Source organism: Burkholderia sp. NLJ2 (assembly GCF_049487195.1).
Taxonomy (GTDB): Bacteria; Pseudomonadota; Gammaproteobacteria; order Burkholderiales; family Burkholderiaceae; genus Burkholderia; species Burkholderia pyrrocinia.
This window is the reverse complement of record NZ_CP137808.1, coordinates 3,273,716-3,300,567: the sequence shown is the minus strand read 5'-3', so window position 1 is coordinate 3,300,567 and position 26,852 is coordinate 3,273,716. Positions and strand designations below refer to the sequence as shown.

General features: G+C 63.7%; 21 protein-coding genes and 1 pseudogene. 19 read left to right on the top strand and 3 right to left on the bottom strand.

Features of this window, described 5'->3' with window-relative positions:
* Window positions 1-29: 29 nt before the first annotated feature.
* From R9B84_RS15185 to R9B84_RS15125, 13 genes are all read left to right on the top strand, one after another.
* Window positions 30-2,165: a 3-hydroxyacyl-CoA dehydrogenase NAD-binding domain-containing protein gene (locus tag R9B84_RS15185; RefSeq protein WP_423758554.1), complete on the top strand. Its 2,136-nt coding sequence runs from the start codon at window positions 30-32 to the stop codon at window positions 2,163-2,165.
* A 29-nt stretch (window positions 2,166-2,194) separates the two neighbouring features.
* Window positions 2,195-3,403, top strand: coding sequence for an acyl-CoA dehydrogenase family protein (locus tag R9B84_RS15180; protein WP_423758553.1), 1,209 nt, complete (start codon window positions 2,195-2,197; stop codon window positions 3,401-3,403).
* A 14-nt stretch (window positions 3,404-3,417) separates the two neighbouring features.
* Window positions 3,418-4,560: an acyl-CoA dehydrogenase family protein gene (locus R9B84_RS15175; protein ID WP_423758552.1), complete on the top strand. Its 1,143-nt coding sequence runs from the start codon at window positions 3,418-3,420 to the stop codon at window positions 4,558-4,560.
* Between the two features lie 30 nt (window positions 4,561-4,590).
* Window positions 4,591-5,796 (top strand): CaiB/BaiF CoA transferase family protein, encoded by a 1,206-nt coding sequence (locus R9B84_RS15170; RefSeq protein WP_423758551.1) that lies wholly within the window; start codon window positions 4,591-4,593, stop codon window positions 5,794-5,796.
* A gap of 280 nt (window positions 5,797-6,076) precedes the next feature.
* Complete coding sequence (locus R9B84_RS15165; RefSeq protein ID WP_014895931.1) at window positions 6,077-6,382, top strand: DUF485 domain-containing protein; 306 nt, start codon at window positions 6,077-6,079, stop codon at window positions 6,380-6,382.
* 11 nt (window positions 6,383-6,393) lie between these two features.
* Window positions 6,394-8,079 carry a cation acetate symporter gene (locus R9B84_RS15160; RefSeq protein WP_423758550.1) on the top strand — a complete coding sequence of 562 codons (1,686 nt, stop codon included), beginning with the start codon at window positions 6,394-6,396 and terminating at the stop codon, window positions 8,077-8,079.
* A 268-nt stretch (window positions 8,080-8,347) separates the two neighbouring features.
* Entirely contained in the window at window positions 8,348-10,435 is a 2,088-nt protein-coding gene (locus R9B84_RS15155; RefSeq protein WP_423758549.1) for a type VI secretion system Vgr family protein, read from the top strand.
* Window positions 10,436-10,449: 14 nt separating this feature from the next.
* The gene (locus R9B84_RS15150) at window positions 10,450-13,077 is read left to right on the top strand and encodes a hypothetical protein (protein WP_423758548.1); all 2,628 of its coding nucleotides are present in this window, start codon (window positions 10,450-10,452) and stop codon (window positions 13,075-13,077) included.
* On the top strand, window positions 13,061-13,624 hold the full coding sequence (locus tag R9B84_RS15145) for a hypothetical protein (protein WP_423758547.1): 564 nt from the start codon (window positions 13,061-13,063) through the stop codon (window positions 13,622-13,624). The genes R9B84_RS15150 and R9B84_RS15145 overlap by 17 nt, the downstream gene beginning before the upstream one ends.
* Before the next feature lie 272 nt (window positions 13,625-13,896).
* On the top strand, window positions 13,897-14,259 hold the full coding sequence (locus R9B84_RS15140) for a hypothetical protein (protein ID WP_423758546.1): 363 nt from the start codon (window positions 13,897-13,899) through the stop codon (window positions 14,257-14,259).
* A 1,745-nt stretch (window positions 14,260-16,004) separates the two neighbouring features.
* On the top strand, window positions 16,005-17,291 hold the full coding sequence (locus tag R9B84_RS15135) for a dicarboxylate/amino acid:cation symporter (protein WP_423758545.1): 1,287 nt from the start codon (window positions 16,005-16,007) through the stop codon (window positions 17,289-17,291).
* A 4-nt stretch (window positions 17,292-17,295) separates the two neighbouring features.
* Window positions 17,296-19,296: a sensor histidine kinase gene (locus R9B84_RS15130; protein ID WP_423758544.1), complete on the top strand. Its 2,001-nt coding sequence runs from the start codon at window positions 17,296-17,298 to the stop codon at window positions 19,294-19,296.
* 90 nt (window positions 19,297-19,386) lie between these two features.
* Complete coding sequence (locus R9B84_RS15125) at window positions 19,387-20,742, top strand: sigma-54-dependent transcriptional regulator (RefSeq protein WP_423760009.1); 1,356 nt, start codon at window positions 19,387-19,389, stop codon at window positions 20,740-20,742.
* Between the two features lie 97 nt (window positions 20,743-20,839).
* On the opposite strand, the gene R9B84_RS15120 is transcribed toward R9B84_RS15125, so the two are convergent.
* On the bottom strand, window positions 20,840-21,376 hold the full coding sequence (locus R9B84_RS15120; RefSeq protein WP_047899109.1) for a TlpA disulfide reductase family protein: 537 nt from the start codon (window positions 21,374-21,376) through the stop codon (window positions 20,840-20,842).
* Window positions 21,377-21,538: 162 nt separating this feature from the next.
* Here R9B84_RS15120 and R9B84_RS15115 point away from each other — a divergent pair, with 162 nt between their 5' ends.
* The gene (locus R9B84_RS15115) at window positions 21,539-22,111 is read left to right on the top strand and encodes a hypothetical protein (protein ID WP_423758543.1); all 573 of its coding nucleotides are present in this window, start codon (window positions 21,539-21,541) and stop codon (window positions 22,109-22,111) included.
* A 333-nt stretch (window positions 22,112-22,444) separates the two neighbouring features.
* Here the strand turns inward: R9B84_RS15115 and R9B84_RS15110 are convergent.
* Together R9B84_RS15110 and R9B84_RS15105 are read right to left on the bottom strand one after the other, a co-directional pair.
* Window positions 22,445-23,044 (bottom strand): annotated as a pseudogene (locus tag R9B84_RS15110) (ATP-binding protein); the annotation flags it as partial.
* A 288-nt stretch (window positions 23,045-23,332) separates the two neighbouring features.
* Complete coding sequence (locus R9B84_RS15105; protein WP_423758542.1) at window positions 23,333-23,572, bottom strand: helix-turn-helix domain-containing protein; 240 nt, start codon at window positions 23,570-23,572, stop codon at window positions 23,333-23,335.
* 229 nt (window positions 23,573-23,801) lie between these two features.
* Between R9B84_RS15105 and R9B84_RS15100 the strand changes: the two genes are divergently transcribed.
* From R9B84_RS15100 to R9B84_RS15080, 5 genes are all read left to right on the top strand, one after another.
* Window positions 23,802-24,434 carry a hypothetical protein gene (locus R9B84_RS15100; RefSeq protein ID WP_423758541.1) on the top strand — a complete coding sequence of 211 codons (633 nt, stop codon included), beginning with the start codon at window positions 23,802-23,804 and terminating at the stop codon, window positions 24,432-24,434.
* A gap of 11 nt (window positions 24,435-24,445) precedes the next feature.
* Window positions 24,446-24,601, top strand: a complete 156-nt coding sequence (locus R9B84_RS15095; protein WP_161935729.1) for a hypothetical protein — start codon at window positions 24,446-24,448, stop codon at window positions 24,599-24,601.
* Between the two features lie 304 nt (window positions 24,602-24,905).
* Window positions 24,906-25,709, top strand: coding sequence for an HAD domain-containing protein (locus R9B84_RS15090; RefSeq protein ID WP_239694023.1), 804 nt, complete (start codon window positions 24,906-24,908; stop codon window positions 25,707-25,709).
* Window positions 25,710-25,745: 36 nt separating this feature from the next.
* Complete coding sequence (locus tag R9B84_RS15085) at window positions 25,746-25,946, top strand: BPSL0761 family protein (protein WP_423758540.1); 201 nt, start codon at window positions 25,746-25,748, stop codon at window positions 25,944-25,946.
* A 241-nt stretch (window positions 25,947-26,187) separates the two neighbouring features.
* Window positions 26,188-26,682, top strand: coding sequence for a hypothetical protein (locus R9B84_RS15080; protein ID WP_423758539.1), 495 nt, complete (start codon window positions 26,188-26,190; stop codon window positions 26,680-26,682).
* Window positions 26,683-26,852: the final 170 nt, after the last annotated feature.

Below are 26,852 nucleotides of genomic sequence, written 5' to 3'. Positions count from 1 at the left end.
CGCGCCCGGCGCACCGCACAGGAGACACAATGAACTCGACCGCTTCCCCCGAACCCTCCCAAGCCGGCACCGTCACGCGCGAGCGGCGCGACAAGGTGCTCGTCGTCACGATCGACCACCCGCCCGTCAACGCGCTGTCGGCCGACGTGCGGCGCGGCCTCGCCGACGCGCTCGACCTCGCGCAGGCCGACGACGCGATCCGCGCGGTGCTGATCGTCGGCGCCGGCCGCAACTTCATCGCGGGCGCCGACATCCGCGAATTCGGCAAGCCGCCGGTGCCGCCGTCGCTGCCCGACGTGTGCGAGCGGATCGAGTCGAGCACGAAGCCGGTCGTGGTCGCGCTGCACGGCGCGACGCTCGGCGGCGGGCTCGAAGTCGCGCTGGCCGCGCATTACCGGCTCGCAGTGCCCGGCGCGAAGCTCGGGCTGCCTGAAGTCACGCTCGGCCTGCTGCCCGGTGCGGGCGGCACGCAGCGCGCGCCGCGCCTGATCGGCGCGAAGGCCGCGCTCGACCTGATGCTGACGGGCCGCCACGCGAGCGCGGACGAAGCGCTCGCGCTCGGCCTCGTCGACCGCGTCGCGCACAGCGACGACACGCTCGCCGAAGGCCTCGCGTATGCGCAGGAACTCGTGTCGCTCGGCGCGCCGGCGCGCCGTACGCGTGACGCACAGGGGCTCGCCGATCGGGCGGCCGCGCAGGCCGCGATCGACGCGGCGCGCGCGGAGCTGCCGAAGAAGTCGCGCGGGCTGTTCTCGCCGGCGAAGATCGTCGAAGCGGTCGAGGCCGCGCTCACGCAGTCGTTCGACGCGGGGATGAAGTTCGAACGCAGCCTGTTCCTGCAATGCATCGACAGCCCGCAGCGCGCGGGCCTCGTGCATGCGTTCTTCGCGGAACGCGAAGCCGCGAAGGCACCCGAGGCACGGCGCGCGAATGCTCGGCCGGTCGAACGGATCGGCGTGATCGGCGGCGGCACGATGGGCGCGGGCATCGCGGTCGCGGCACTCGACGCCGGGCTGCCGGTGACGATGATCGAACGCGACGAAGCGTCGCTCGCACGCGGCCGGGCGCACGTCGAGAAGGTGTACGACGGCCTCGTCTCGAAAGGGCGGATGACGCCGGCCGCGCACGCGGCGCGGCTCGCGCGCTTCAAGGGCAGCACGTCGTACGACGCGCTCGCGCAGGCCGACGTCGTGATCGAGGCCGTGTTCGAGGACATGGCCGTGAAGCAGGCCGTGTTCGCCGAACTCGCGCGCGTCTGCAAGCCGGGCGCGGTGTTGGCGACCAACACGTCGTATCTCGACATCGACGAACTGGCCGCGAGCATCGACCGGCCTGCCGACGTGATCGGCCTGCATTTCTTCTCGCCGGCCAACGTGATGAAGCTGCTCGAGATCGTCGTGCCGGCGCGCGTCGGCGCGGACGTCGTCGCGACCGCGTTCGCGCTCGCGAAGCAGTTGAAGAAGACGCCGGTGCGCGCGGGCGTATGCGACGGCTTCATCGGCAACCGGATCCTCGCCGTCTATCGCACGGCCGCCGACTACCTGATGGAAAACGGCGCGTCGCCGTACCAGATCGATCGCGCGGTGCGCGAATTCGGTTTCCCGATGGGGCCGTTCCAGGTCGTCGATCTCGCGGGTGGCGACATCGGCTGGGCGACCCGCAAGCGCCGCGCGGCGACGCGCGATCCGCGCGCGCGCTACGTGGAGATTTCCGACCGGCTGTGCGAGCGCGGCTGGTTCGGGCAGAAGACGTCGCGCGGCTACTACCTGTATCCGGACGGTGCGCGCGTCGGCACGCCGGACCCGGAAGTCGACGCGATCGTCGCGCAAGAACGCGCGAAGAAGGGCGTCGCGCCGCGCACGTTCACCGACGACGAAATCCTGCGCCGCTACCTCGCCGCGATGATCAACGAAGGCGCGAACGTCGTGCACGAGAAGATCGCGCTGCGCCCGCTCGATGTCGACGCGGTGTTCCTGTACGGCTATGGCTTCCCGCGCTATCGCGGCGGCCCGATGCACTACGCGGACACGCTCGGCCTCGCGAACGTGCTCGCCGATATCCGCGCGTTCGCGAAGGAGGATCCGCTGTTCTGGAAGCCGTCGCCGCTGATCGTCGAACTCGTCGCGCGCGGCGCGGATTTCGCGAGCCTGAACCGCATCGACTGAACGCCAACCGCATTCGCAACGGACCGAAGATGGACCTCAATTTCACTCCCGAAGAGGAAGCCTTCCGCACGGACGTGCAGCGCTTCCTGCAAGCCGAACTGCCCGAGCGCATCGCGCGCAAGGTGAAGGGCGGCCTGCACCTCACGCGCGACGACATGCGCGAATGGCATGCGATCCTCAACGCGCGCGGCTGGCTCGCGAGCCACTGGCCGCGCGAATACGGCGGCCCCGGCTGGAGCGTCGCGCAGAAGTTCCTGTTCGACAACGAATGCGCGCTCGCCGGTGCACCGCGCGTCGTGCCGTTCGGCGTCAACATGCTCGGCCCCGTGCTGATCAAGTACGGCAACGAAGCGCAAAAGCGCCACTGGCTGCCGCGCATCCTCGATGGCAGCGACTGGTGGTGCCAGGGCTACTCGGAGCCGGGCGCCGGTTCCGATCTCGCGGCGGTGAAGACGAGCGCGGTGCGCGGGTTCGACGCGCAGGGCGAACACTACATCGTGAACGGCCAGAAGACGTGGACCACGCTCGGCCACTACGCGAACATGATCTTCTGCCTCGTGCGCACCGCGACCGACGTGCGCAAGCAGGAAGGCATCAGCTTCCTGCTGATCGACATGAACACGCCGGGCGTCGACGTGCGCCCGATCATCACGCTCGACGGCGAGCACGAGGTGAACGAGGTGTTCTTCACCGACGTGCGCGTGCCGGCGGAAAACCTCGTCGGCGAAGAGAACCGCGGCTGGACCTACGCGAAGTTCCTGCTCACGTACGAGCGCACCAACATCGCCGGGATCGGCTTTTCGACGGCCGCGCTCGACCGGCTGCGCGCGGTCGCCGCGAAGGTGACGAAGAACGGCAAGCCGCTCGCGGACGATCCGTTCTTCGCGGCGCGCGTCGCGCGGGTCGAGATCGAGCTCGAGAACATGCGCACGACCAACCTGCGCGTGCTGGCCGCGGTCGCGGGCGGCGGCGCGCCGGGCGCGGAAAGCTCGATGCTGAAGATCCGTGGCACGCAGATCCGCCAGGAGATCGCGTCGCTGATGCGGCGCGCGATGGGGCCGTACGCGCAGCCGTTCGTCGACGAAGCGCTCGATGCCGATTACGACGGCGAACCGGTCGGCCCGGACGATGCCGCGAGCGCCGCGCAGCAGTACTTCAACAACCGGAAGCTGTCGATCTTCGGCGGCTCGAACGAGATCCAGAAGAACATCATCGCGAAGATGATGCTCGGGCTGTAACGAGGGACGCGACGATGGATTTCCAGCACACAGAAGACCGCCGGATGCTGGCGGACACATTGAACCGCTTCATCGCCGAACAGTACGCGTTCCCGGTGCGCGATCGCATCGCGCAGTCGGCCGAAGGCTTCGATCGCGCGATGTGGCAGCGCTTGGCCGAACTCGGCACGGTCGGCGCGCTGTTTCCCGAAGCCGACGGCGGCTTCGGCGGCGCGGGCTTCGATATCGCCGTGGTGTTCGAATGCCTCGGGCGCGGGCTCGTCGTCGAGCCGTTCCTCGGCGCGTTGCTCGCGGGTCGCGCACTGTCGCTTGCCGGCGGCGATGCGCATCGCGACAAGCTTGCGGCGCTGATCGACGGCAGCGCGAGCGCCGCGTTCGCGCACGACGAGCCGGGCTCGCACTACGAACTGACGACCGTGCGCACGCGCGCCGAACGCTCCGGCGACGGCTGGGTGCTGACGGGCGCGAAGGGCGTCGTCGACCAGGCCGCGCAGGCGGCGTTCTTCGTCGTCAGCGCGCGCACGTCCGGCCACGACGACGATGCGGCCGGCATCGGCCTGTTCGTCGTGCCGGCCGATGCGCCGGGCGTGTCGTTGCGCGACTACAGGAAAATCGACGGCGGCCGTGCGGCCGAGGTGCGCTTCGATCGTGTCGCGCTGCCGATCGATGCCGCGCTCGGCGAGCCGGGCGGCGACGGCGAAGCGGGCGTGGCGCTGCTCGAACGGGTGCTCGGCTACGGGCTGCTCGCGCTGTCGGCGGAAGCGCTCGGCGCGATGGACGTCGCGAAGGAACACACGCTCGACTACCTGCGCACGCGCAAGCAGTTCGGATTGCCGATCGGCAGCTTCCAGGCGCTGCAGCACCGGATGGCCGACCTGCTGCTCGAAGTCGAGCAGGCGCGCTCCGCCGTGATCAACGCGGCCGCGCAGCTCGATGCGCCGCGCGCGGTGCGCGAGCGCGCGCTTGCGGCGGCGAAGGTCAGCATCGGCCGGATCGGCACGCTCGTCGCCGAGGAGAGCATCCAGTTGCACGGCGGGATCGGGATGACGTGGGAGCTGCCGCTGTCGCATTACGCGAAACGCCTCGTGATGATCGATCACCAGCTCGGCGACGAGGATCACCATCTCGCGCGCTACATCGCGCTGTCGAAACAGTAAAAGCGGACAACGCGAACGGAGGAGACAAGGATGACGAACGAAGCGCGCGTTTTGCCGCTCGCCGGCGTGAAGGTGCTCGATTTCTCGCGCGTGCTCGCGGGCCCGTGGTGCGCGATGGTGCTCGCCGATTTCGGCGCGGAAGTGATCAAGGTCGAGCATCCGGCGCGCGGCGACGACACGCGCGACTGGGGGCTGCGGATCGGCGATACCGAGACGACCTACTTCAACAGCGTGAACCGCAGCAAGCGGTCGATCTGCCTGGACCTGCAGACCGAAGATGGGCAGCGCATCGCGCGCGAGCTGGCCGCGCAGGCCGACGTGCTGGTCCACAACTTCAAGTTCGGCGGCGCGGAAAAGCTCGGCCTCGGCTACGACGCGCTGGCCGAGCTGAACCCGCGCCTCGTGCACTGCGCGATCTCTGGTTACGACCGCTCGGGCGCCGAAGCCGCGCGGCCAGGTTACGACCTCGTCGTGCAGGGCGAGGCCGGGCTGATGGCGCTGAACGGCGAGGCCGGCCAGCCGCCGCTGAAGTTCGGCGTCGCGGCGGTCGACCTGTTCACCGGCATGTATTCGGCGCAGGCGATCCTCGCCGCGCTGTACGAGCGCCATGCGACGGGGCGCGGGCGGCGCATCGAGATGGCGCTGTTCGACTGCGGGCTGATGATCACCGCGTACTACGGGCTCGACGCGCTGCTGATGGGCGAGGACCCGCCGCGCTACGGCAACGCGCATCCGTCGATCGTGCCGTACGGCGTGTTCGACGCGGCCGACGGCCCGCTCGTGATCACGGTCGGCAACAACACGCAGTTCGCGCGCTTTTGCGATGCGATCGAGCGGCCCGATCTCGCGGCCGACATGCGTTACAAGACCAACCTTGGCCGCTCGGAAAACCGCGCCGATTTGCTGCCCGAGCTTCGCCGCGAACTGGCGCGCCGGTCGCGCGCGACGCTGCTTGCGGCGCTCGCCGATGCGGGCATTCCGTGCGGTGAAGTGCTCGGGCTGCACGAAGCGCTGAGGTCCGAGCGCGCGACCCGCGCGGGGCTCGTCACGCGGCAGCCGCATCCGGTCGCGGGTGGCGTCGACGTGCTCGCGCCGCCGCACCGCTTCGACGGCGCGCGGCTGCCGGTGCGCGGCGCGCCGCCGGTGCTCGGTGCGGATACGGACGCGGTGCTCGGCGGCTGGCTCGGGATGTCGGCCGACGAGGTCGCGCGGCTGCGTGCGGACCGCATCGTGTAACGCGTTTTTTCCGCCGCGGCGCGGGCGGATCGGTTGACGCGCCGGCCATCGACAAGACAACCCTCGCGAAACGACGAGGCGCCCTGCGGGGACCGGAGTCAGCGCTCGAGCGCCGACTCCGGTCGACCGCGAAGCATGGGACCGGAGTAAGCGCTAAAGCGCCAACTCCGGTCGACCGCCGTGGGGCTGGAGTAAGCGCTGAAGCGCCGACTCCAGCCAGCCACGGCATGGGACCGGAGTAAGCGCTAAAGCGCCAACTCCGGTCGACATTGGAGACACCATGGAGCTTTCCGTCATCGAATCGGTCACGGCGCGCCGCGACTACCAGCAACTCGTGCGCGCGCGGCGCCGCTTCAGCTTCACGCTGACGGCGCTGATGATCGCGACCTACTACGGCTTCATCCTGCTCGTCGCGCTCGCGCCGCACGTGCTCGCGGCGCCGCTGTATCGCGGCGCGACGACGACGGTCGGGATCGCCGCGGGCGTCGCGATCATCCTGGTCGCGATCGGCCTGACCGCGTGCTACGTGCTGCGCGCGAATCGTGCGTTCGACCGCCGGGTCGACGCGATCCTGCAGCGTTCCTGACGGAGGCCGACATGCGACGCACATCGATCGCGCTCGGCGCGCTTGCCGTTCTCGTTTCCTCCGCCGCCCATGCGGTATCCGCCGCGGGCCCGATGCCCGACAAGGTCGAGCTGAACCCGGTCGCGATCGGGATGTTCTTCGCGTTCGTGTTCGCGACGCTCGCGGTCACGCGCTGGGCCGCGCGCCGCACGCGCTCGACCCGCGACTTCTACACGGCCGGCGGCGGCATCACCGGGCTGCAGAACGGCCTTGCGATCGCGGGTGACTACATGTCGGCCGCGTCGTTCCTCGGGCTGTCCGGGATGGTGTTCATGTTCGGCTTCGACGGGCTCATCTACTCGATCGGCTTTCTGGTCGGCTGGCCGTTCGTGATGTTCCTGATCGCCGAGCCGCTGCGCAACCTCGGCAAGTTCACGTTCGTCGACGTCGTCGCGTACCGCTTCGCGCAGCGGCCGATCCGGCTGCTGACCTCTGCGAACGCGCTGACGATCGTCGTGCTGTACCTCGTCGTGCAGATGGTCGGCGCGGGCAAGCTGATCCAGCTGTTGTTCGGGCTGTCGTACGGCACGGCCGAGGTGATCGTCGGCGTGCTGATGGTCGTCTACGTGTTCTTCGGCGGGATGACCGCGACCACCTGGGTGCAGGTGATCAAGGCCGTGCTGCTGCTGTGCGGCGCGACGCTGCTCGTGTTGCTCGCGCTCGGCGAATTCGGCTTCAGCATCGACGAGATGTTCCGTCGCGCGGTGGCCGTGCATCCGGGCGCGCTCGGCATCATGGGGCCCGGCAAGCTGATCCGCGATCCGGCCAACGCGCTGTCGCTCGGCATCGCGCTGATGTTCGGCACGGCCGGCTTCCCGCACATCCTGATGCGCTTCTTCACGGTGCCGAACGCGAAGGAGGCGCGCAAGTCGGTGCTCTACGCGACCGGCTTCATCGGCTACTTCTACCTGCTGACCTTCGTGATCGGCTTCTCGGCGATCGTGCTGCTCGCGCAGCATCCCGAGTTCTTCAAGCTCGGCGCCGACGGTACGTTCAACCTCACGCACGATTTGCTCGGCGGCTCGAACATGGTCGCGGTGAAGCTCGCGCAGGCGGTCGGCGGGAACTGGTTCTACGGCTTTATCGCGGCCGTCACGTTCGCGACGATCCTCGCGGTGGTCGCGGGCCTGACGCTCGCCGGCGCGACGACGATCTCGCACGACCTGTATGCGCAGATGTGGGCGCGCGGCAAGCCCGACGAGCGGCTGGAGATGCGCATCTCGCGCGCGGCGACGATCGGGCTGTCGGCGGTGGCAATCGGGCTGTCGATCCTGTTCGAGCACGTGAACGTCGCGTTCATGGTCGGGCTCGTCGCGGCGGTGGCCGCGAGCGCGAATTTCCCGGTGCTCGCGATGTCGATCTTCTGGCGCGGGATGACGACGCGCGGCGCGGTGCTCGGCGGCGGCCTCGGCCTCGGGTCGGCGGTGGCGCTCACGGTGCTGTCGAAGTCGGTGTGGGTCGACGTGCTGCACCACGCGCACGCGCCGGTGTTCCTCGACAACCCGGCGCTCGTGTCGGTGCCGCTCGCGTTCATCGGGATCGTCGTCGGTTCGCTCGCGGATCGCGGCGAGCGCGCGCGGCGCGAGCGCGACGCGTTTGCGCAGCAGGAGTTCTACGCGCAGACGGGCCTGCTGGCCGGCGAGGCCGTGCAGCATTGATTCGTGGTTGAGGGCAGTGAAACTCCGAGGATCGAGATCTTTCGGAGTTTCGTTTTTCGGGGAGAGGCGCAGAGGTAATCGCCAGTGGAGACGGAATTTGCGACAAGGTGACCGGGGCAGTCTGGCTCGGTCGCGGATAGGACCAAGGCAACTGACGGATATGGTGGAGGCCAAATCGCGGAAAAGCGCTAATTTCGGATTCGTCCAATAGACGGGGATCTCGCAATCGTTAATCGTTGCCGCTGGGCGTTCAGCGAGCAGCTTAACCATGGCTATCCAATCTGACCTGCGCTTTACCTTTACCGTTGGCGATGAATTGTTTGAAGTCGTCGAATTCACGTTGCATGAGGGCTTGTCCGAAACCTTCCTGTTGCAGGTGGATCTGGCCAGCGCGAATCCCGTCATCGACTTTGGCGAGGTGCTCGACCGCAACGGCCTGCTCACGATTTGGCAGGGCGGCGTGCCCGTGCGTTACGTGCACGGTGCGGTGTCGAGTTTCGTGCAAGGCGAGACGGGCTTTCGACGCACCCGCTATTCGGCCGTGGTCGAACCGCGCCTGGCCCGCCTGAAACTGTCGTCGGATTGGCGCATCTTCCAGACGTTGAGCGTTCCGGAGATTGCACAGGCCGTGCTCAAGGCGCACAACCAGACGCTGGACTACGAGCAGCGTGTCACCAACGAGCACTTGTCGCGCGAGTATTGCGTGCAGGCAGGCGACACCGACTACGACTTCATCGAGCGCATCCTGCGCGAGGAAGGTTTTTTTTACGCCTTCCAGCACAAGGCCGACGGGCATCGCCTGATCCACTGCGACCGCCTCTTTATCTTCGGCCGGCAGCAGGGCGAGCCGGTGCTGTATAACCCTACGCCCGGGGGCGACCAGCCGCAGCCGTGCCTGCGCACGTTCGCCTATACCGAGAACGTGCGCACCGCGCGCCAGGTGCAGCGCGATTACACGTTCAAGAGTCCACGCTTTCCGCACGAGTACCCACGCGAGGGCACAGACCTCGATCACCAAGGCCGCGGCTACGCGCGCTACGACTATCCGGGCCGCTACAAGCACGAAGCCAGCGGCAAGGCCTTCACGCAGGACCGCCTGCGCGGCCACCGCCGCGACGCGCGCATTGCGTTGGTGAACGGCGACGATGCGCGCCTGCAACCGGGCATCGCCTTCGACCTCACCGGCCACCCGCGCGAAGACATGAATCGCGGCTGGCGCCCGGTCAGCATCGTCCATCACGGCAAGCAATACACCAGCCAGGCGGAGGAGAGCGCCGACGCGCAGCAAGGCACGCACTACCGCTACGAAGCGGTGCTGGTGCCGGACGATGCCGAATGGCGCGCCGAGCCGCTGCCGCGCCCGCGCATCGACGGCCCACAGCCGGCGACGGTGGTGGGCCCCGAAGGCGAAGAGATCTACACCGACGAGTACGGCCGGGTGAAGGTGCAGTTCCCGTGGGATCGCGAGGGCAAGTACGACGAGCACAGCTCGTGCTGGATCCAGGTCGCGCAGAACTGGGCCGGCGCGACGTGGGGCCATATGGCGATCCCGCGCATTGGGCAGGAGGTCATTGTAGTCAACCTGGATGGCGACCCGGACCAGCCTCTCATCATCGGGCGGGCGTACAACCGCCTGCAATTGCCGCCGTACGAACTGCCGCGACACAAGACGCGGATGACGATCAAGAGCCAGACCCACAAGGGCGAGGGCTACAACGAACTGCGCTTCGAGGACGAGGCGGATCAGGAGGAAATCTACGTCCACGCGCAGAAAGACCAGAACATCCACGTCAACCACGACGAAACCACCTTCGTGGGCAACGACCGCAGCGAGCAGGTGGAACACGACGAAACCATCGCCATCGGCAACGACCGCAAGGAGACGGTCGGCCATGACGAGCAGGTCACCATCGGCCAGGACCGCCGCCACGACATCGGGCAGGACGATTTCCTGGCCATCGGCCGTAACCACACCATCCACACGGCGAAGGACCGCACGGAGGAAGTCGGCAACCATCGTCGCGACAAGACGGCGGCCGATCACACGGTCGATATTGGCGGGCATCTGACGCAGCGCGTGCAGGGGCGTGCCGAGCTGGAGGCGGGGCAAGCCATTCGGTATCGCACCAAGGTCGTCGAGTTGCAAGCCGGCGAGGTAATCCGCCTGCGTGGCCCCGGCGGCACGATCACGCTGGACGATTGCGGCGTGGAGATCGAGGCCATCGCTATCCGCATGAAGGGCCCAATGGTCCAGGATCGTAAGGGGGCAGGGCACGCGCTCTCGCTATCTAGCGACTCGGTATTTGGTGATCCGCCGGATGACGCCTTTTACCTGACCTTCTCGGGCGATGCCTAAGCACACGGACATTTATGGCTAACTTCAAATACCCCTTCAAGGACAAGGCCGGAAAGGATGTGGTCGACGCCGATGTCTACTACAGCGCGCTCGGCATGGCCAGCGGCGGCTACTACGTGTTTGGACCGTCGGGCGTACATAGTGGCATTCACTATGAGTCGGCGATGGCCAACCTGCTGTCCCTCGACGAGGGCATCGGCGCCATGACCAAAGGCGAAGTGGTCGCTTACCGGATCAATCGCGAATACCCGACCTCCCCCGGGGTGGCCAAAGTGCCGACGACCGCCGAATCCACCTCGGCCGCCTTTAGTACCGGCTTTGTCCTGACACGGCACACCCTGGAATATCCGACCGGCAATAAGCTCACGTACTTCTGCTTGGCAATGCACCTGCGCTCGTTTGGCGATTACGAACGCATGGGAAGTGCGGTCAAGAGGCCGGCGTACTGGCCGGCCAAGATCTGTCGCGTCAAGGAAACAGCCAAAGAGAAACAAACTGTACCAAAAGGGGCCACCGATCAGCCGGTCATTGGTTTGAGCGTGCGTGCAAAACCTTCGTTTGCCAAAGACTCCCCCGTCCTTGGCTACCTGCCACACGGTGCTCGCTTCACAGTGCTCCAGCGCGACAAACAGTGGGTCAAGATCAAGCGCGTGATCGAGAAAGCGATCGTGCCGCCATCGACTGCGCAGACGGAGGTGCCTGCCGCCGCGCATAACGGATGGGTCTCGATGAACTGGCTGGAAGCACGAGGCCAGGCGCCGGAGGACTTTGATGTCGTGGTTACGCCAGCGAGCCCGCCGGCGGTCAAAGCTGGCGAACTGCTGGGCCACATGGGTGAGTATCGGCGAGTACAGGATCCGGGGCAGAGCCGCAAGCTGATGCATCACGAGGTCATCGTCGGACCGGAACTGCGCGCATTTCTGGAAAAGAGTCGTGCTGCTGCGGCAAAGGCCACGCCTCAGCATAAAACGCTGCTGCGGGTGGCGCCAGATGCCCAGTTGCATAACCCGGTACTCGCGCCGCCGCAGGCCGGTTTGCTGCCGGTGAATACCATTGTCGCCTTGGACGGTACGCCGCCTGACGATGCCCTGTACGTCAAAGTCAAGCCAACGGGGGTTATGCAGTGGATCGACCGCAAAGCCAAGTTGCCGACGGGCGCCAAGGAGGCCAATCTGTTCCGTCTCAACGATGGGGCCGTGTTCACGGCAGCGGATATCGTCCGCGTGCCTCGGCAGGGGACGGTCGGTCAACCTGGAGCCACGCGCTTCCGCGGAGTTATCGTCGGGGCTGCCAGCCAAACACCGGTCTGGATTACCAAAGATGCATACACTGCGCTGATCGGTATCCAGGGAGGCAAATTGTTGACTGCGGGCCTGGCGCAAGGGTGGGGAAGTTTTCCACTGACGTTCGCAGCCAACGGTCCCAAGAACGGTGTGCAGCCGCAGCACTTGTCGCGGCTCATGTTGCAGCAATCGAGACCGGACAAACAAATCCCCACGGAACTGCCCAAGGTGTTTGCCTTAGATGAGGCGGGCAATGCGTGGTGGCAAGTGAAGCTGACTAGCGGGGGTACCACCGCCATCGGCTGGGTAGGCGAAGCGGGCCATGCTGGTGTTTCCCTGCACTCGCCGCATGAGTGGGTGGACTTCAAATTGATTGAGTCCAAGCCAACCACGGCCGCCTACGGCAGCTATTTTGCCGACTTCAAGCAGATGGAGGAGTTTCAGCGCGGGCAATTGGGATTGAAGGACGCCGACCTCGACGCGCCGCTGCGCGAAGTGCAAGCGCTGCTCGATGCCAATCACGACGGTCAGCTCACCTTGGCCGAAGTGAAGGCGGCGCAGCGCGATCGTGACACCATCTGCCAACTGTTGCGTGTCATCCTGCGCTATCCGAGTGAATGGAAGGCAGATAAGAAGGCGTGGGATGCCTACGATGCGATGATTCCCCCGTCATCAAAGACGACTTGGGAGGCGGAGAAAGCGCGTATCACACAATTAGTGTGGTGGGATGCGGTCGCTGGGAAAGTTAATGACTTTCCGGTCGATCCGTTTGTGTTCCATATTCACCCCGTTGGACAATTGAGTAATTTTCTTGATGGTAGTATTTCCATTGAGGAGGCGCGTGTTAGGGCATTTCTTCGAACAGTAAGATACAGTGAGGGCACAGAGGGTGTGGCAGGATATGAGAGGCTCTTTGGCGGTAAATCGTTCATAAAGGATTTTGGTAAATCATTTGCTGATCATCCGAGGATATTAATTAAAGATTCGGGATACAGTTCTACTGCCGCTGGCGCTTATCAGGTCATGGGTTACACATGGGATGATCCCCCATCGATAAGGTGGCGAGAGCGATTTTATGTGAGCGATTTCTCACCCGTCTCGCAGGACAGGTATTGTGTAGTCATTCTAAAAATGAAAAGAAAGGCGCTTGATTTCATAAAGAACGGAGACCTTTCGAAGGCTGTTTTTCAGGCAAATTGCAAGCTGGAGTGGGCAAGTTTTCCAGGGGCTCCGTATGATCAAGGAGGAGTAAGCTGGGAAGATTTGAATGCAAAATTCACCACGTTCGTTCGTGAGGAGCTTACCGGAAAATCTGATCTGGCAGCGAGTCGAGGTGCACTAGATGATCTTATTGATTGATAAGAGGTGTATCTTGCGGGGCATCTTACTCATCGTATTTGTTGTGGTTCAGAATTTCTACGTTTTGACTTCCAGTGCTCAGAATGAAATTCCAACATTCTCGAAGTATCGGGCGGATGTGTATCGTGGTTCGCTACAGATCCCATCTTTTGCTAGAAAGGACGAGGGGTTGTGGCGAGATAATTATGGGAAGCTGATAGGTCAGCCCGATGTGAATGCAGGCGGTCGATTTTATATTGCCAGACATAGCTGCGGCGCAGAGTGTCGATATTTTACGCTTTCTGACCTTTCGAGTGGGCGGGAATCAACGGCGCTCGCAGAGTTTTCTAACAATGGCATTGAGCCCATGAAGGATGCGCAGGGGCGGACCACCGTCATTGATCTATATAGTCGTCCAGACAGTTTTCTGATTCAAGTTAAATATCACGCTGAATCTCAGGATGGTAGTCGAGAGATTTGTAACGAAAGGTATTTCGTTTTGAGCAAGGATGGTGCGAAGGTTCGGGCGATAACATCGATGATGCATGGCTGCACAACCATGAAATGACCTGTTCTTGGTGCCGAGTGAACGAGAGAAGAATTCGGAAGGTGTTGGCGATGAGGGTTTTCAGTTCTATCGTATGTGGTTGTCTTGTTCTGATTGCAAATTGTGCTTTAGCTGTCGCGTTGGATGAATCAACGAACTTTCCTGACAGTTCTGCTCAGATCAAGGTGCGATGCTAGGAATCTGGCGGCGGCGTGAATTGCGGAATCTACGCATCCGGAGCTGCCGGTGAGAAGAAGATCATCGATTTCCCTAATGCGCCAACGAATATATCGATGACTTCCGGGTTTTTTGTTATTGACCTTCCTTGCGGAACACAGTGTTCAGCAACCTATTTCTATAGCGAGAGGAAAGGGCTGGGTGGTCCGTTTCCCTTCGTCGAAGCCTATGACGTGGAGCGTGGCATTGTTTTGCTCAGCAAGCGGAATCCTCTTCCTATGTATGCCATGTTCTCAAAGCAATCTCGAGTCGTTGGGGAGATTGCGTTGGATATACCCCAAGGGATGGATGCTTTTGTCGCCATTAAAGAGGCTGCAGTCGAAGATCACCGATTTGTGATTACTTATGCCGATCGTGTTGGGAACGTCTTGACGATTCGCCGACAGGTACCCATCCTGAAGGGTAGGCTGACGCGGTAAATGGTTTGCGCGCCAAGTTTTCGTCGAGTTTGTACGCGATCTCTTGGAAGGCGCAATTTCATGGGAAGCGCAGGTCGTTGTATTCGCTAATGAGTATGAATTTGACGGGGTGATGGGTTTTATTAATAAATATGTGCGCTCAATTGGAGTGCGCATGTCGAGGTTGGAGGGGCGTCGCGACGAATAAAATATCCTTTTGTTTGGCAGGTATCAGTACCATGTCATGCCACTAAATGGGTAGTTGAGGGGGCTCCGAGTAACCTTCGAAAGGTAGCGTTTTCTTGCATTTCCAATGGTTTTATCAATTTAAAAACTCTCGAAATCTATAGCGTGCAGCCAGCGGTCCCAAGAACGGCGCTTTTCCACAGATCTATGTTCTGGCTGTGCTAGAGGGGGCGCATGCCGCCAAGGAAAATCCAGTCGAATTGCCCAAGGTCTTCGCCTTAGACAGGGTGGGCAATGCGTGGTGGCAAGTCAAACTGACTAGCGGCGGTACTACAGACCTGGGGCAATTTGTTGATCGCATCGGTCGATCGTATGGTCTTCTTACCAACGAGCAGAGATTCGATGCAAGGGCGAACGCAGATGCACTCGTTAGGCACACGTTGGATAACATGAAAATGGTTAAATCTCGCTATTCGGGACGAGAGCTGTATTTGATGACGTACGCCGTTCACCACGACGGACCGGGGTTAAGCTCGGGTGGGCGTCAAATCTCAGAAAGAGATGTGATGCCGTATTCTGACTTGTTCTTAGGTAATATATGTAAAGACATCGTGGAGTAAGTCGTGACTGTCCTTGTGAGATGGAGTGTGCTTGTCGCTGTTATATTTTATGCTTCCGCAGTGACTGCGAGGGAGGTTTATCACACTGTGGAAGATGATGGGCTGGCAAATCAAAATCATGATCTGATGAAGGAGGTTGCTGCTCATAGATCATTTTCTGTATACAAATCTTTAGGTTGCCGTTTAATAGGTGAGCCCATCAATTTGGATGACAAGGGAAAAGCATTTCTATTCACCACGAAGGATGCATGCGGATGGGGAACTGCTCTTGGACCCATGTGGATCGTGCACTCGAGAAACGGTCATGCTGGCAAAGTGATTTTGGACGCAGGGGGCTACTCTGTCGAGGGCAAGTCTAGTGTCTCGCATGGAATGCGAGACGTAGAAATCCGATGGGGTAACGCGGGGTTTATAGCGGCCCAAAGTTACCGCTTTGACGGTGTGCGATACAGATCTGTCGGCCCCGCGAGAAAGCTCACCCCGGCGGGGGGCCTCCGATAAGGGAAACAAGGATGGAGGGTGGAATCGAGCCGCGAGCGCGCTGCGTTCGTGCGACAGGAGTTCTACGCGCAGACGGGCCTGCTGGCCGGTGAGGCCGTGCAGCACTGATTCGTCTGACCAAAGCGCCCATCCGTCCGGATCGCCGGACGGATATTTTCCGGAAATCCGGAATCCCGGATTTCCTTGCCTGCCGCATTATGAGAAATACAATGAAAACAACGGTTTGAGGGGTTCCGTAAACCTGGCATCGACCTTGCGATATAAAACGCATGGCCGCCCACTCGGCCTGACTATTAAACAAGGAGACAATCGATGACCACTGCCTTCCTCCCCCTCCGGATGTCTTGAGGCATCGCTTGTTGCGGCACGGCAGCCGCGCGGGCGAATGCTCTTCCCCTGACATTCGCCTGCGCGCGTGACGCCGTTTCCACCGGCTCATCTACTTCAGCAGGAACCATCGTGAAGAAGAAACCCTTCTACAAAGTCCTCTACGTGCAGGTGATCTTCGCCATCATCGTCGGCGTGATCCTCGGCCACTACTACCCGGCGCTCGCCACCGACATGAAGCCGCTCGGCGACGGGTTCATCAAGCTGATCAAGATGGTGATTGGTCCGATCATCTTCTGTACGGTCGTCACCGGCATCGCCGGCATGGAGGACATGAAGAAGGTGGGCCGCGTCGGCGGCAAGGCGCTGCTGTACTTCGAGATCGTGTCGACCTTCGCGCTGCTGCTCGGTCTCGCGGCCACGCACATCCTGCGTCCGGGCGTCGGCTTCAACATCGATCCGGCGACGCTGAACGGCAAGGAAGTCGCGTCGTATGCGGCGAAGGCGCACGGGCAGTCGACGGTCGACTTCCTGATGCACATCATCCCGAACACGATGGTCGACGCGTTCGCGCAGGGCGAAATCCTGCAGATCCTGCTGATCGCGCTGTTGTTCGGCAGCGTGCTCGCGCACCTCGGCGAACGCGGCAAGGTCGTCACCGACTTCATCGACGGGCTCACGCGCGTGCTGTTCGGCATCGTGCACATCGTCACGAAGCTGGCACCGATCGGCGCGTTCGGCGCGATGGCGTTCACGATCGGCAAGTACGGCGTCGGCTCGCTGGTGCCGCTGCTCAAGCTGATCGGCACGTTCTACCTGACGTCGGTCGTGTTCGTGCTCGTCGTGCTCGGCGCGATCGCACGCTTCACGGGTTTCTCGATCATCCGCTTCGTGTCCTACATCAAGGAAGAGCTGCTGATCGTGCTCGGCACGAGCTCGTCGGAAGCCGCGCTGCCGCAACTGATGGAAAAGCTCGAGAAGGCCGGCTGCTCGCGTTCGGTCGTCGGCCTCGTGGTACCGACCGGTTATTCGTTCAACCTCGACGGCACCAACATCTACATGACGATGGCCGTGCTGTTCATCGCGCAGGCGACCAACATCGAACTGACGTGGATGCAGCAGCTCACGCTGCTCGCGGTCGCGATGCTGACGTCGAAGGGCGCGAGCGGCGTGACGGGCGCGGGCTTCATCACGCTCGCCGCGACGCTGGCCGTCGTGCCGACGATCCCGCTGTCGGGCATGGTGCTGATCCTCGGCATCGACCGCTTCATGAGCGAATGCCGTGCGCTGACCAACATCGTCGGCAACGGCGTCGCGACGGTCGTCGTGTCCGCGTGGGAGAAGGAGCTCGACCGCGACAAGCTGCACCAGGCGCTGAAGGGCGGCGAGGTTGCGACGACCGAGACGGCCGGCGTCTGACACCATGAAGGAGCAGGCGGCGGGACCGCCCGCCGGCGGCGCGGCACGCGGCGGCAATCTGGATGCCTATGACACAATAGGCGATCCGCATCGCCAGGAAGCCTCGACCGTGACGCGCCGCCTGCTCATCCTCGTCGTGCTTGCCGCCGCGCTCGTCGCGGCGTGCGCGCTGACGTGGACGATTACCTGGCAACGCGGCGTCGCCGAGCTGCAGCGCAACGCCGCGGTGCGCGTCGACCGCACCACCAACGCGCTCAAGAGCACGCTCGACCGCTACGAATCGCTGCCTTATCTGCTCGGCAGCCATCCGTATGTGCAGGACCTGCTCGCCGAGCCGAAGCGCGGTGACTACACCGCGCGCGTCAACCGCTATCTCGAAGACCTCAACGAACACGCGCACGCGACCGTCACCTACGTGATCGGCGCGGACGGCCTGTGCGTCGCCGCCAGCAACTGGCGCGCGCCCGACAGCTTCGTCGGGATCGAATACCGTTTCCGCCCGTATTTCCTCGACGCGATGAACGGCCGGGTCGGCCGCTTCTTCGGGATCGGCACGATCTCGCGCGATCCCGGCTACTACATCTCGCAGCCCGTGTGGCGCGACGGCAAGATCGCGGGCGTCGTCGTCGTGAAGCTCAATCTCGAATGGTTCCAGGGCGCCGATGCGTCCGAGCCGCTCGTCGTCGTGGACGATCACGGTGTCGTGTTCCTGTCGTCGGTGCCCGCGTGGAAGTACCACACGCTGCGCCCGTTGACGGGGCCCGTTGCCGCGTCGATCTACGAGACGCGCCAGTACGCGCAGCAGCCCGTCACGCCGCTGCCGCTGCGCGTCGAGCAGACGCTCGGCGCCGATGCGGAGATCGTGCGCCTCGGGCCCGGCCGGCGCGCGCCGCGCTTCCTGGCCAGCAAGCGGCGGATCGGCGAGCCCGACTGGCAGCTCGTCACGCTCGCGCCGATCGCGCCCGTCGACACCGATGCGCGCAACGCGACGATCGTCACGGGCTTCGGCTTCGTGTCGGTCGCGCTGCTCGCGTTCTACTGGCGGATGCGCCGCGCCCGCGTGCGCGAAATGATCCGCGGTCGCGCGCTGCTGCAGCAGGCGTACGCGGAACTGAACCGGCGCGTCGAGGAGCGCACGGCCGATCTGTCGGAAGCGAATGCGCAATTGCAGAAGGAAGTCGGCGACCGGATCCACGCGGAGCAGGAGCTGCGCGCCGCGCACGACGAACTGATCCAGTCGGGCAAGCTCGCCGCGCTCGGCCAGATGGCGGCCGGCATCACGCATGAACTGAACCAGCCGCTCGCCGCGCTGCGCAGCTTCTCGGACAACACGCGCGTGCTGCTCGATCGCGGCGAGCAGGCGGCCGCGCGCGAGAACCTCGAGGCGATCGCCGCGCTCACCGAGCGGATGGGCAAGATCACGAACCAGTTGAAGCTGTTCGTCGGCCGCGCGAAGCCGCGCAACGAGCGGGCGCTCGTCGTGCGTGCGCTGCGCAGCGTGCTGTCGCTGCTCGGCGATCGCCTGCGCGGCGTCGCGCTCACGCTGACGCTGCAAGACGCGACCGTATCGCCCGTGCAGGACGCGCCGCTCGATCTGGCGCGCGACTATCCCGAACTCGTCGCGCGTTGCGAGGACCTGCGCCTCGAGCAGGTGCTGATCAACCTGCTCGGCAACGCGCTCGACGCGGTCGCGGGCATCGCGGCGCCTGCCATCGAAGTGACGATCGCGGTGTCGGCCGCGACGCTCGCGGTCGAGGTGCGCGACAACGGCTCCGGCATCGCGCCCGACCTGCTGCCGCGCCTGTTCGAGCCGTTCTTCACGACCAAGGAAATGGGGCGCGGGCTCGGGCTCGGCCTCGCGATCTCGTCGTCGATCGCGAGCGACGCGGGCGGTGCGCTGACCGCGCGCAACGCGCCGTCGGGCGGTGCGCTGTTCGTCTTGACGCTGCGGCGCGCACGCACGCATCATCCGGACTCCGTGTCCGAGCCGGCGGGCTCGCATTAGTCCGCCGCAGTCCCGGTCGGCGAACGACCGGCATCAACGCTGCCGCGCGCGAGAGAGCGCCGCGCGGCCCGTCAGGAGCAAGTGAGTACGATGGCCAACCGGCTGCAAGTGATCTATATCGAAGACGATGCGCTCGTTCGCCGGGCGAGCGTGCAGAGCCTTCAACTGGCGGGTTTCGACGTCGCCGGCTTCGAGTCGGCCGAAGCGGCCGAGAAGGCGATCGTCGCGGACACCGCCGGCGCGATCGTCAGCGACATCCGGCTGCCCGGCGCAAGCGGGCTCGACGTGCTCGCGCAGTGCCGCGAGCGCGTGCCGGACGTGCCGGTGATCCTCGTCACCGGGCACGGCGACATCTCGATGGCCGTGCAGGCGATGCGCGACGGCGCGTACGACTTCATCGAAAAGCCGTTCGCGGCCGAGCGCCTGATCGAGACGGTGCGTCGCGCGCTCGAGCGGCGCGAACTCGTGCTCGAGAACCATGCGCTGCGGCGCGAGCTGGCCGGGCAGAACACCGTCGCGCCGCGCATCATCGGCCGCAGCCCCGCGATCGAGCAGGTGCGCAAGCTGATCGCGAATGTCGCGCCCACCGACGCGTCGGTGCTGATCAACGGCGACACGGGCGCCGGCAAGGAGCTGATCGCGCGCAGCCTGCACGAGCTGTCGCCGCGCCGCGACAAGCCGTTCATCGCGGTGAATTGCGGCGCGCTGCCCGAGCCGATGTTCGAGTCGGAAATGTTCGGCTACGAGCCCGGCGCGTTCACCGGCGCCGCGAAGCGGCGCGTCGGCAAGCTCGAATACGCGTCCGGCGGCACGCTGTTCCTCGACGAAATCGAAAGCATGCCGCTCGCGCTGCAGGTGAAGCTGCTGCGCGTACTGCAGGACGGCGTGCTGGAGCGGCTCGGCTCGAACCAGCCGATCCGCGTGAACTGCCGCGTCGTCGCGGCCGCGAAGGGCGACATGAGCGAACTCGTCGCGGCCGGCACGTTCCGGCGCGACCTGCTGTACCGGCTCAACGTCGTGACGATCGCGCTGCCGCCGCTCGCCGAGCGCCGCGAGGACATCGTGCCGCTGTTCGAGCACTTCATGCTCGATGCGGCCGTGCGCTACGGGCGGCCCGCGCCCGTGCTGACCGACCGGCAGCGCGCGAGCCTGATGCAGCGCGACTGGCCCGGCAACGTGCGCGAGCTGCACAACGCGGCCGACCGCTTCGTGCTCGGCGTGGCCGACATGCCGCAGGAAGCGGGCGCGGGCGGCGACGCCGCCGACAACGAGCAGACGCTGAAGGAGCGCATCGAGCAGTTCGAGCGCGCGGTGATCGCCGAGGCGTTGAACCAGACGGGCGGCGCGGTCGCCGCGACGGCCGACCGGCTGCATGTCGGCAAGGCGACGCTGTACGAGAAGATGAAGCGCTACGGGCTGTCGGCGAAAGGCGAAACCGAGCGCTGAAAAGCAGACGGACCGCGGAACCGGGATAACCGGTCGTGCGGTCCGTCTTGCGAGAAGGGCCGCTGTGCGCGGCCCTTCGATCCGGATTCTGCTGCGCTCAGGCTGCGTTGCTGTCGAGCGCCTTCTTGAGCAGCGCGTCGAGTTCCGCGAACTGCGGTGCGCCGACGTAGCGCTTCAGGATCTTGCCGTTCCTGTCGACGACGAAGGTCGTCGGCGTGAGCTGCACGTTGCCGAACTGCTTCGCGACGCTGCCGTCGTCGAGCGCGACCTTGAACGGCAGCTGGCGCGTCTGCGCGTAGTTCGCGACGTACATCGGCGGATCGTAGTTCATCGCGACCGCGACGAATTCCAGCCCCTGACCCTTGAAGCGGTTATAGGTATCGACCATCTGCGGCATTTCCTGCATGCAGGTCGCGCAGCTCGTCGCCCAGAAGTTCACGAGATAGACCTTGCCCTTCAGGTCGCCGGCGGTCGAGACCTTCTGGCCCGACAGCAGCGTGAACGTCGCGTCCGGCACGCTGGACTTGCCGTTGAACGCGAAGAAGCCGGCTACGGCGATGGCCGCGACGACGGCGGCCGCGACGATGTAGCGGACAGGGCCGGCGCTGCGGCGGGCGGGAGGCGTGGTGTTCATCTGCGGTGCTCTCGGAGTCGGTCGATGACGCGGATCGATGCAAAGGACGTCGAAATTCGTCGCTCATTTTAGCGCGAATGCGGTGTGCGCACCGACGGCGGCCCCGCATCCCGGTTTTCACGTTCGGCGGATAATGGCCGTTTTGCCTGCCCGATCCACGCCATGCCGAAGGAAGTCATCGATTCGTTGCGCCCCCTTTTTCGTCCGCTGCGACACTTCGCCGCGCTTGCCAGCGTGAGCGTCGCGCTGGCCGCGTGCTCGCCGTCGTACGACTGGCGCACGCTGCACAACGACGCCGGCTACACGATCGACCTGCCGGCGAAGCCGACCGTCGAGGAGCAGCCGGTTGCGATCGGCGGCACGTCGATGCCGATGCGGATGCAGGCCGCGCACGTCGACGGCGCGGTGTTCGCGGTCGGCACGCTGACGCTGCCCGACGACCGCGACGACACGCGCCGCGCGGCGCTCGAGTTCCTGCGTGCCGGGCTGTCGCGCAACCTCGAAGGCGCGCCGCAGACGGCTTCGGTGCCCGTGCCGCTCGCGGCCGGCGGCGCGGTGAACGGGCTCGAGCTGCGCATCGCGGGTGCGGCCGCCGGCGGCGATCGCGCGCGCAAGACGATCGTCGCGCGACTTGCCGCGCGCGGCCGGCACGCGTACCAGGCTGTCGTGATCGCCGACGGGCCGCTCGCTCAGGAGCAGTTCGACCAGTTTTTCGGCTCGTTCAAACTCGACTGATGGCGGCCGGCGAGGGCGCTCAGACACCGTGTGACAACTGAAAGTTCATTCGCAGCTTTCGACGCTAATCGCCGGATTTTGCGAGGGTTTTTCGGCTATCCACAGTGCATGTGGATAACTTTGTTGAAAAGTCGGCCGGATGTCCCGCTGAGCCGCGCCGGACGGCCCTCCGGCCCGTTTTGCTGCTTGCTCTCATATTGAGAAAAATCAATAAAAACAAAGAGATACGAATTCCGTGCCGGGCAGGCCCCGACACGCCGTGATCCGGGGCCGGATTCGCGAAATTGTGCATAAGTCAAGTCTTGACAGCATGATTTTGTCCTCCGAGGGCGCTCAGAGCGCCGTAAGCACGCGCCGGTAGCGGATCGCCTCGGCGATCTGCGCGGCCGTTGGCAGCGGGTCGCCGGCCAGGTCGGCGATCGTCCGCGCGACCTTCAGCACGCGGAAATACGCACGCGCCGACCAGCCGAAGCGCTCGCCGGCCTCGCGCAGCAGCCGTTCGCCTTCGTCGGTCGGCCGGCACAGGTCGTCGGTCTCGCGGCCGCTCAGCATGTGATTCGTCTTGCCCTGCCGGCCAAGCTGCAGCGCGCGCGCCTGCGCAACCCGAGCGGCCACCGCGGCGCTCGGCTCGCCGGGCGCCGACGCGCGCGACGCGAGTTCGGCCGGCGATAGCGCGGGCAGGTCGATCTGGATGTCGATGCGGTCGACGAGCGGCCCCGACAGCTTGCGCAGGTAGCGCGCGGCGACGTCCGGCGTGCAGCGGCAGCGCCCGGACGGATCGCCGTGCCAGCCGCACGGGCACGGGTTCATCGCGGCGATCAACTGGCACGCGGCCGGAAAGTCGGCTTGCTGCGCCGCGCGCGAGATCGTGATGCGGCCGGCTTCCAGCGGCTCGCGCAGCATTTCGAGCACGTGCCGGTCGAATTCCGGCATTTTGCTTTGATGCACGATTTCAGGCCGAAAGTTGCTCAGGAGGAACCGGCCACTGCTGCCATCTTTGAAAACCGTGTCAGCTGTTCTTTAAATTGGGCAAGCCGGCAAAAGCCGGCGCGTCAGACGTTCGAGTGTGTGCAACTCTGGTACCGCCCGCAGGGCGGCTGTCCACACCCGTGCGGTGTGGGCAGCAGAGTTGTGCACACGGGGAACTTGCACCGTCACCTGACATCATCGGCATCTTTTTTCAGATGATGCTGCGCGTTCTCGACGACCGCACTCAGCCGGTCAAAGCTTCTGCTCAAGTTCTGCGACGAACTGGCTGGCTGGAATGCCCAGAGCCTCACACCAACTACATAGTTCAATAACATCCAGTCGGCGCTCGCCGCGCTCGCACTTGCTAATGAAGGTCTGAGTGGTCTCAAGGCGAGCTGCAACCTCTTCTTGTGTAAAACCCGCCTCTTCTCTAGCTGCTCGCAGCAGCTTAGCGAACATAGCGTATCGACGAGAGTAGATAGATTTTTCCATTGACGGCTCAACGCGAAGAGCCGCAAGGTTGCAAGCGATTTTGGAATAGTCCAAAATAGACTATTCGTAATGCGAACTTCGGCGTGCTACCGCGCGGATTCGCGATGCCGCGCTACCGTCGAATGTCAAAATCACGCGACGCACGCACCGGTAGCAAACTTCACTTTCACAGTCGCTCCTCGCGAAGGACATACTCGTCCCGCCGCAGGTCGATGACGGAGAATTATTAGTGACTGCTCCTCGAGCACTGCGTCGCACGCTGTCGTGTGATAACTCGCCGGCGGTGCGCCGGCTGGTGAAGACGGTTGAACCCGTGGACACAGAACTGCACCCTAAGCCCCGCATGTGGGCGGCGAACACTAGGCAGCGCGAGCTGTTTTCTTGCTTCCCGCTGTTCTTTCGCGCGGTACATCATCCTGAGTCGTACCTGGCGAACATCTCGCACTTTGGTATTCAATGCGGCGTTGGCTGGTATCCAATCATTGAAACACTTGCGCGCGACATTGAGGTCGAGCTTCGCACTTTGTGGCGCGAGCAACTCCAGTTTCCGGAGCAAATCGCCCAGATGGATAGGGCACTCCTGCACGGTCGGGCCACCTACCCCACGCTTCCCCTCTGCACCGACATCACGCAGGTCGGCGGCGAACTTATGGTTGTTCTCCTCAACGGACAGCTGTGTCCCCCTGATGTGGAGTCGCGCATTCGAGCGCATGTGGAAATCGCAGTGACAAGTGCCCAGCACATCTGTGAGAGCTGTGGCAAGCCTGGCGAGCTCCGGAAGGTCTATTGGCACCACGTCTACTGTGACGAGTGCATCGATGAGCCGGCCATCGACCTGAACAACTCAAAATCGCAGACGTAGGCGAGCCGGATATGCAAACTACCTCTCAGTCGGTCAACGTCCCCGATGACTTCCCGCATGACACGATGCTCGCCGTCATCTCCGGCGCGCAATCCGAGGTCTGCACCATCCTGTCGGAAGGCAAGTACGTCGCTGGCCAGACTGCCGCGCAACGCGAGGAACGTTGAAGCATCTGCGAGAGCCTAGCGCACCAGCTTGCCCCGAAGGCGCTGAAGCATTCGGCGACCCGTCCGGTACCCACGCGTGACGACACGCTTAGACCCGTGTGCGCCGCGGTCGCACGCAAGGGATGGGTTTCCTACGGCGAGTTGGCCTAGCTCGTCTCCCGCCTACGACCGCTATTGGACTGGTAGTCGTCTCTGGGATTGTTGTACCTTTTTAGCCCTTCTAGTTGCCACTATGCCTCCAGCATCTTCCACGCCGAACTCGGTACTCAGCCCGCTGGCACCTGACCTACGGAAGCTCGGCCGCTTGGTTAAAAGCCGCAGGCTCCAGTGCGAACTCAGCCTTCTCGACGCCGCCGAGAATGTCGACATCGATGTCGCCGAACTGAGCCGCATCGAGGACGGATTGTCTGCTGGTACCGAAGCCCTGTTCAAGGTCCTCGCTGGGTTCGGCCTAGCGATGCTCGTAATGCAACTGGACGACGCCAGTGAAGCACTAGAGGCAGTCGGTCACACCGTCAACTGGCATGAAGTGATGGAGCAGCGCGCTCCTCGGCGGGAACGGCCCCGGTCCGCTCCCTATATTCTTGACTGCACCAATCCAACGCTATTCGTCGACTTCGACGGGACGCTGCACATTGGCAATGCTTACATCGACGAAGATGAAGGAATATCGCTCGATACCGGCCGCCCTCTGCTGGAGTTCGCGCCCATACTCGTCGAGCTTCTGGAGCCTTATCCCGATGTGGAAATTGTGCTCACGACGTCATGGGTGCGGCGGTTGCCCGAGGAGCGGGTCATCGAGTACCTGCCGCCCGAACTGCGTCGACGCGTCGTCGGAACCACCCGGGATGTCAAACCCCGGCTCAGCTATGTGCAGGACGGCACCGAGCGCACCTACGTCATCAGCAGCTATGCCTATGGAAAGCGGCTCAAGCACTGGCTCGCTATCGACGACGCGGTATTCGGCGCCGCGCGATTTGGCCGTGAGCCCGGTGAACTCGCGGACCATTTCCTGCTGCTCGACTCGTCCAGTGGAATCAGCGACAGCAAAGCACTGCGCCGTATTGCGAAGTGGCTTACTGAAGTGCATTCCGCGCGAGATAGCTAGCTGCACACGCCGACAACGTATATGGAGCAATCTCCCATGACCACAGCGTATGAGCGCACGAAAGCCGTCATCGAAACGCGCAAGCTTCTGCAACTGCTTGCCTCCCCCACCAGTACCGCCACGCGCGGCGCAATTCAGGACACCGCACTGCTACTCCTCCGGCACTATCCGCTGGACGTCGACCTCGAGATATCAGCCGCGGCATTGCCGGGAATTTGGGCCGCTCCTCAGCGCTAAGGCACTGGCGCGACAGCAATCTCGACGAAAATTGCGGTCGCTCGCGAGCTAGGGTGATGCTGCCGTGCCCTGCGCGTTGGCTCGCCCGAGACCGCTGCATCACACAGAATCAACCTCCCGGGAAGTGATATGACGCAACGCCTTCAGGACGTTGTTTGTAAGCCGCATCGGTCACCAGCGGACCACGCACGTCAGGTATTCGCGCTGTCGCGAAGCGGAAAGACTGCCCCGTCTGCCGTCGGTGGCCATCATCTCCATCACCGCTCCGGAACGCTCGACAGCCAATCTCGACGGCGTCGACCACGTGCTGCGTCTGAGCTTCGCTGACGTGGATTTCCTGAAACCTGACCTGTCCAGAAAGGCAACGGAAAACCTCACTCATGTGTTCACCCCCAGGCACGCGGACATGATTCGCTCGTTCGTCGAATGCCTGCCTGACGAAATCACTGCCGTTGTTGTTCACTGTGAAGGCGGCTATTCGCGGTCGTGTGCAATAGCACTCGGGCTCCATCGGCTATATGGATACAACGTGGAAATGGAACATCTTGCTCAGGCGAATTCCTCAATACTTCGTGTGATGACCGGAGACGATAGCATTGACCGCAGCCAAGCAGAGCACCGCCAGTTGGTCATGTTGGATGATGCAGAGAAAGGACTCAAGGACGCGCTTACAGGCAGGACGCGGTCCGAAAGAAAATTCCGCAAATCGCTGCGACGACCCGCCCCGCGGAAATGAAGTAGGGCACCGTCTCAAGAAGTATCTAGCAATTAACGATTCGGTTTACGGTCTGTATTGCCTGAACACGCGCGTTCTCAACCGCGAGTCACTTCTCGTCTCGCTCGACGGCCAGCGCGGTATTGTTGATGCGGATGGATTCGGGGCCGGTTGGCCGAAGTGCACCGCCG

Coding starts and splice junctions, on each gene's coding strand:
- R9B84_RS15140 (WP_423758546.1), top strand. CDS start 13,897: ATGACTTCCGGGTTTTTTGTTATTGACCTTCCTTGCGGAACACAGTGT.
- R9B84_RS15120 (WP_047899109.1), bottom strand. CDS start 21,376: ATGAACACCACGCCTCCCGCCCGCCGCAGCGCCGGCCCTGTCCGCTAC.
- R9B84_RS15150 (WP_423758548.1), top strand. CDS start 10,450: ATGGCTAACTTCAAATACCCCTTCAAGGACAAGGCCGGAAAGGATGTG.
- R9B84_RS15085 (WP_423758540.1), top strand. CDS start 25,746: ATGACCACAGCGTATGAGCGCACGAAAGCCGTCATCGAAACGCGCAAG.
- R9B84_RS15175 (WP_423758552.1), top strand. CDS start 3,418: ATGGATTTCCAGCACACAGAAGACCGCCGGATGCTGGCGGACACATTG.
- R9B84_RS15155 (WP_423758549.1), top strand. CDS start 8,348: ATGGCTATCCAATCTGACCTGCGCTTTACCTTTACCGTTGGCGATGAA.
- R9B84_RS15125 (WP_423760009.1), top strand. CDS start 19,387: ATGGCCAACCGGCTGCAAGTGATCTATATCGAAGACGATGCGCTCGTT.
- R9B84_RS15095 (WP_161935729.1), top strand. CDS start 24,446: ATGCAAACTACCTCTCAGTCGGTCAACGTCCCCGATGACTTCCCGCAT.
- R9B84_RS15180 (WP_423758553.1), top strand. CDS start 2,195: ATGGACCTCAATTTCACTCCCGAAGAGGAAGCCTTCCGCACGGACGTG.
- R9B84_RS15185 (WP_423758554.1), top strand. CDS start 30: ATGAACTCGACCGCTTCCCCCGAACCCTCCCAAGCCGGCACCGTCACG.
- R9B84_RS15160 (WP_423758550.1), top strand. CDS start 6,394: ATGCGACGCACATCGATCGCGCTCGGCGCGCTTGCCGTTCTCGTTTCC.
- R9B84_RS15115 (WP_423758543.1), top strand. CDS start 21,539: ATGCCGAAGGAAGTCATCGATTCGTTGCGCCCCCTTTTTCGTCCGCTG.
- R9B84_RS15105 (WP_423758542.1), bottom strand. CDS start 23,572: ATGGAAAAATCTATCTACTCTCGTCGATACGCTATGTTCGCTAAGCTG.
- R9B84_RS15145 (WP_423758547.1), top strand. CDS start 13,061: ATGATCTTATTGATTGATAAGAGGTGTATCTTGCGGGGCATCTTACTC.
- R9B84_RS15130 (WP_423758544.1), top strand. CDS start 17,296: ATGAAGGAGCAGGCGGCGGGACCGCCCGCCGGCGGCGCGGCACGCGGC.
- R9B84_RS15170 (WP_423758551.1), top strand. CDS start 4,591: ATGACGAACGAAGCGCGCGTTTTGCCGCTCGCCGGCGTGAAGGTGCTC.
- R9B84_RS15165 (WP_014895931.1), top strand. CDS start 6,077: ATGGAGCTTTCCGTCATCGAATCGGTCACGGCGCGCCGCGACTACCAG.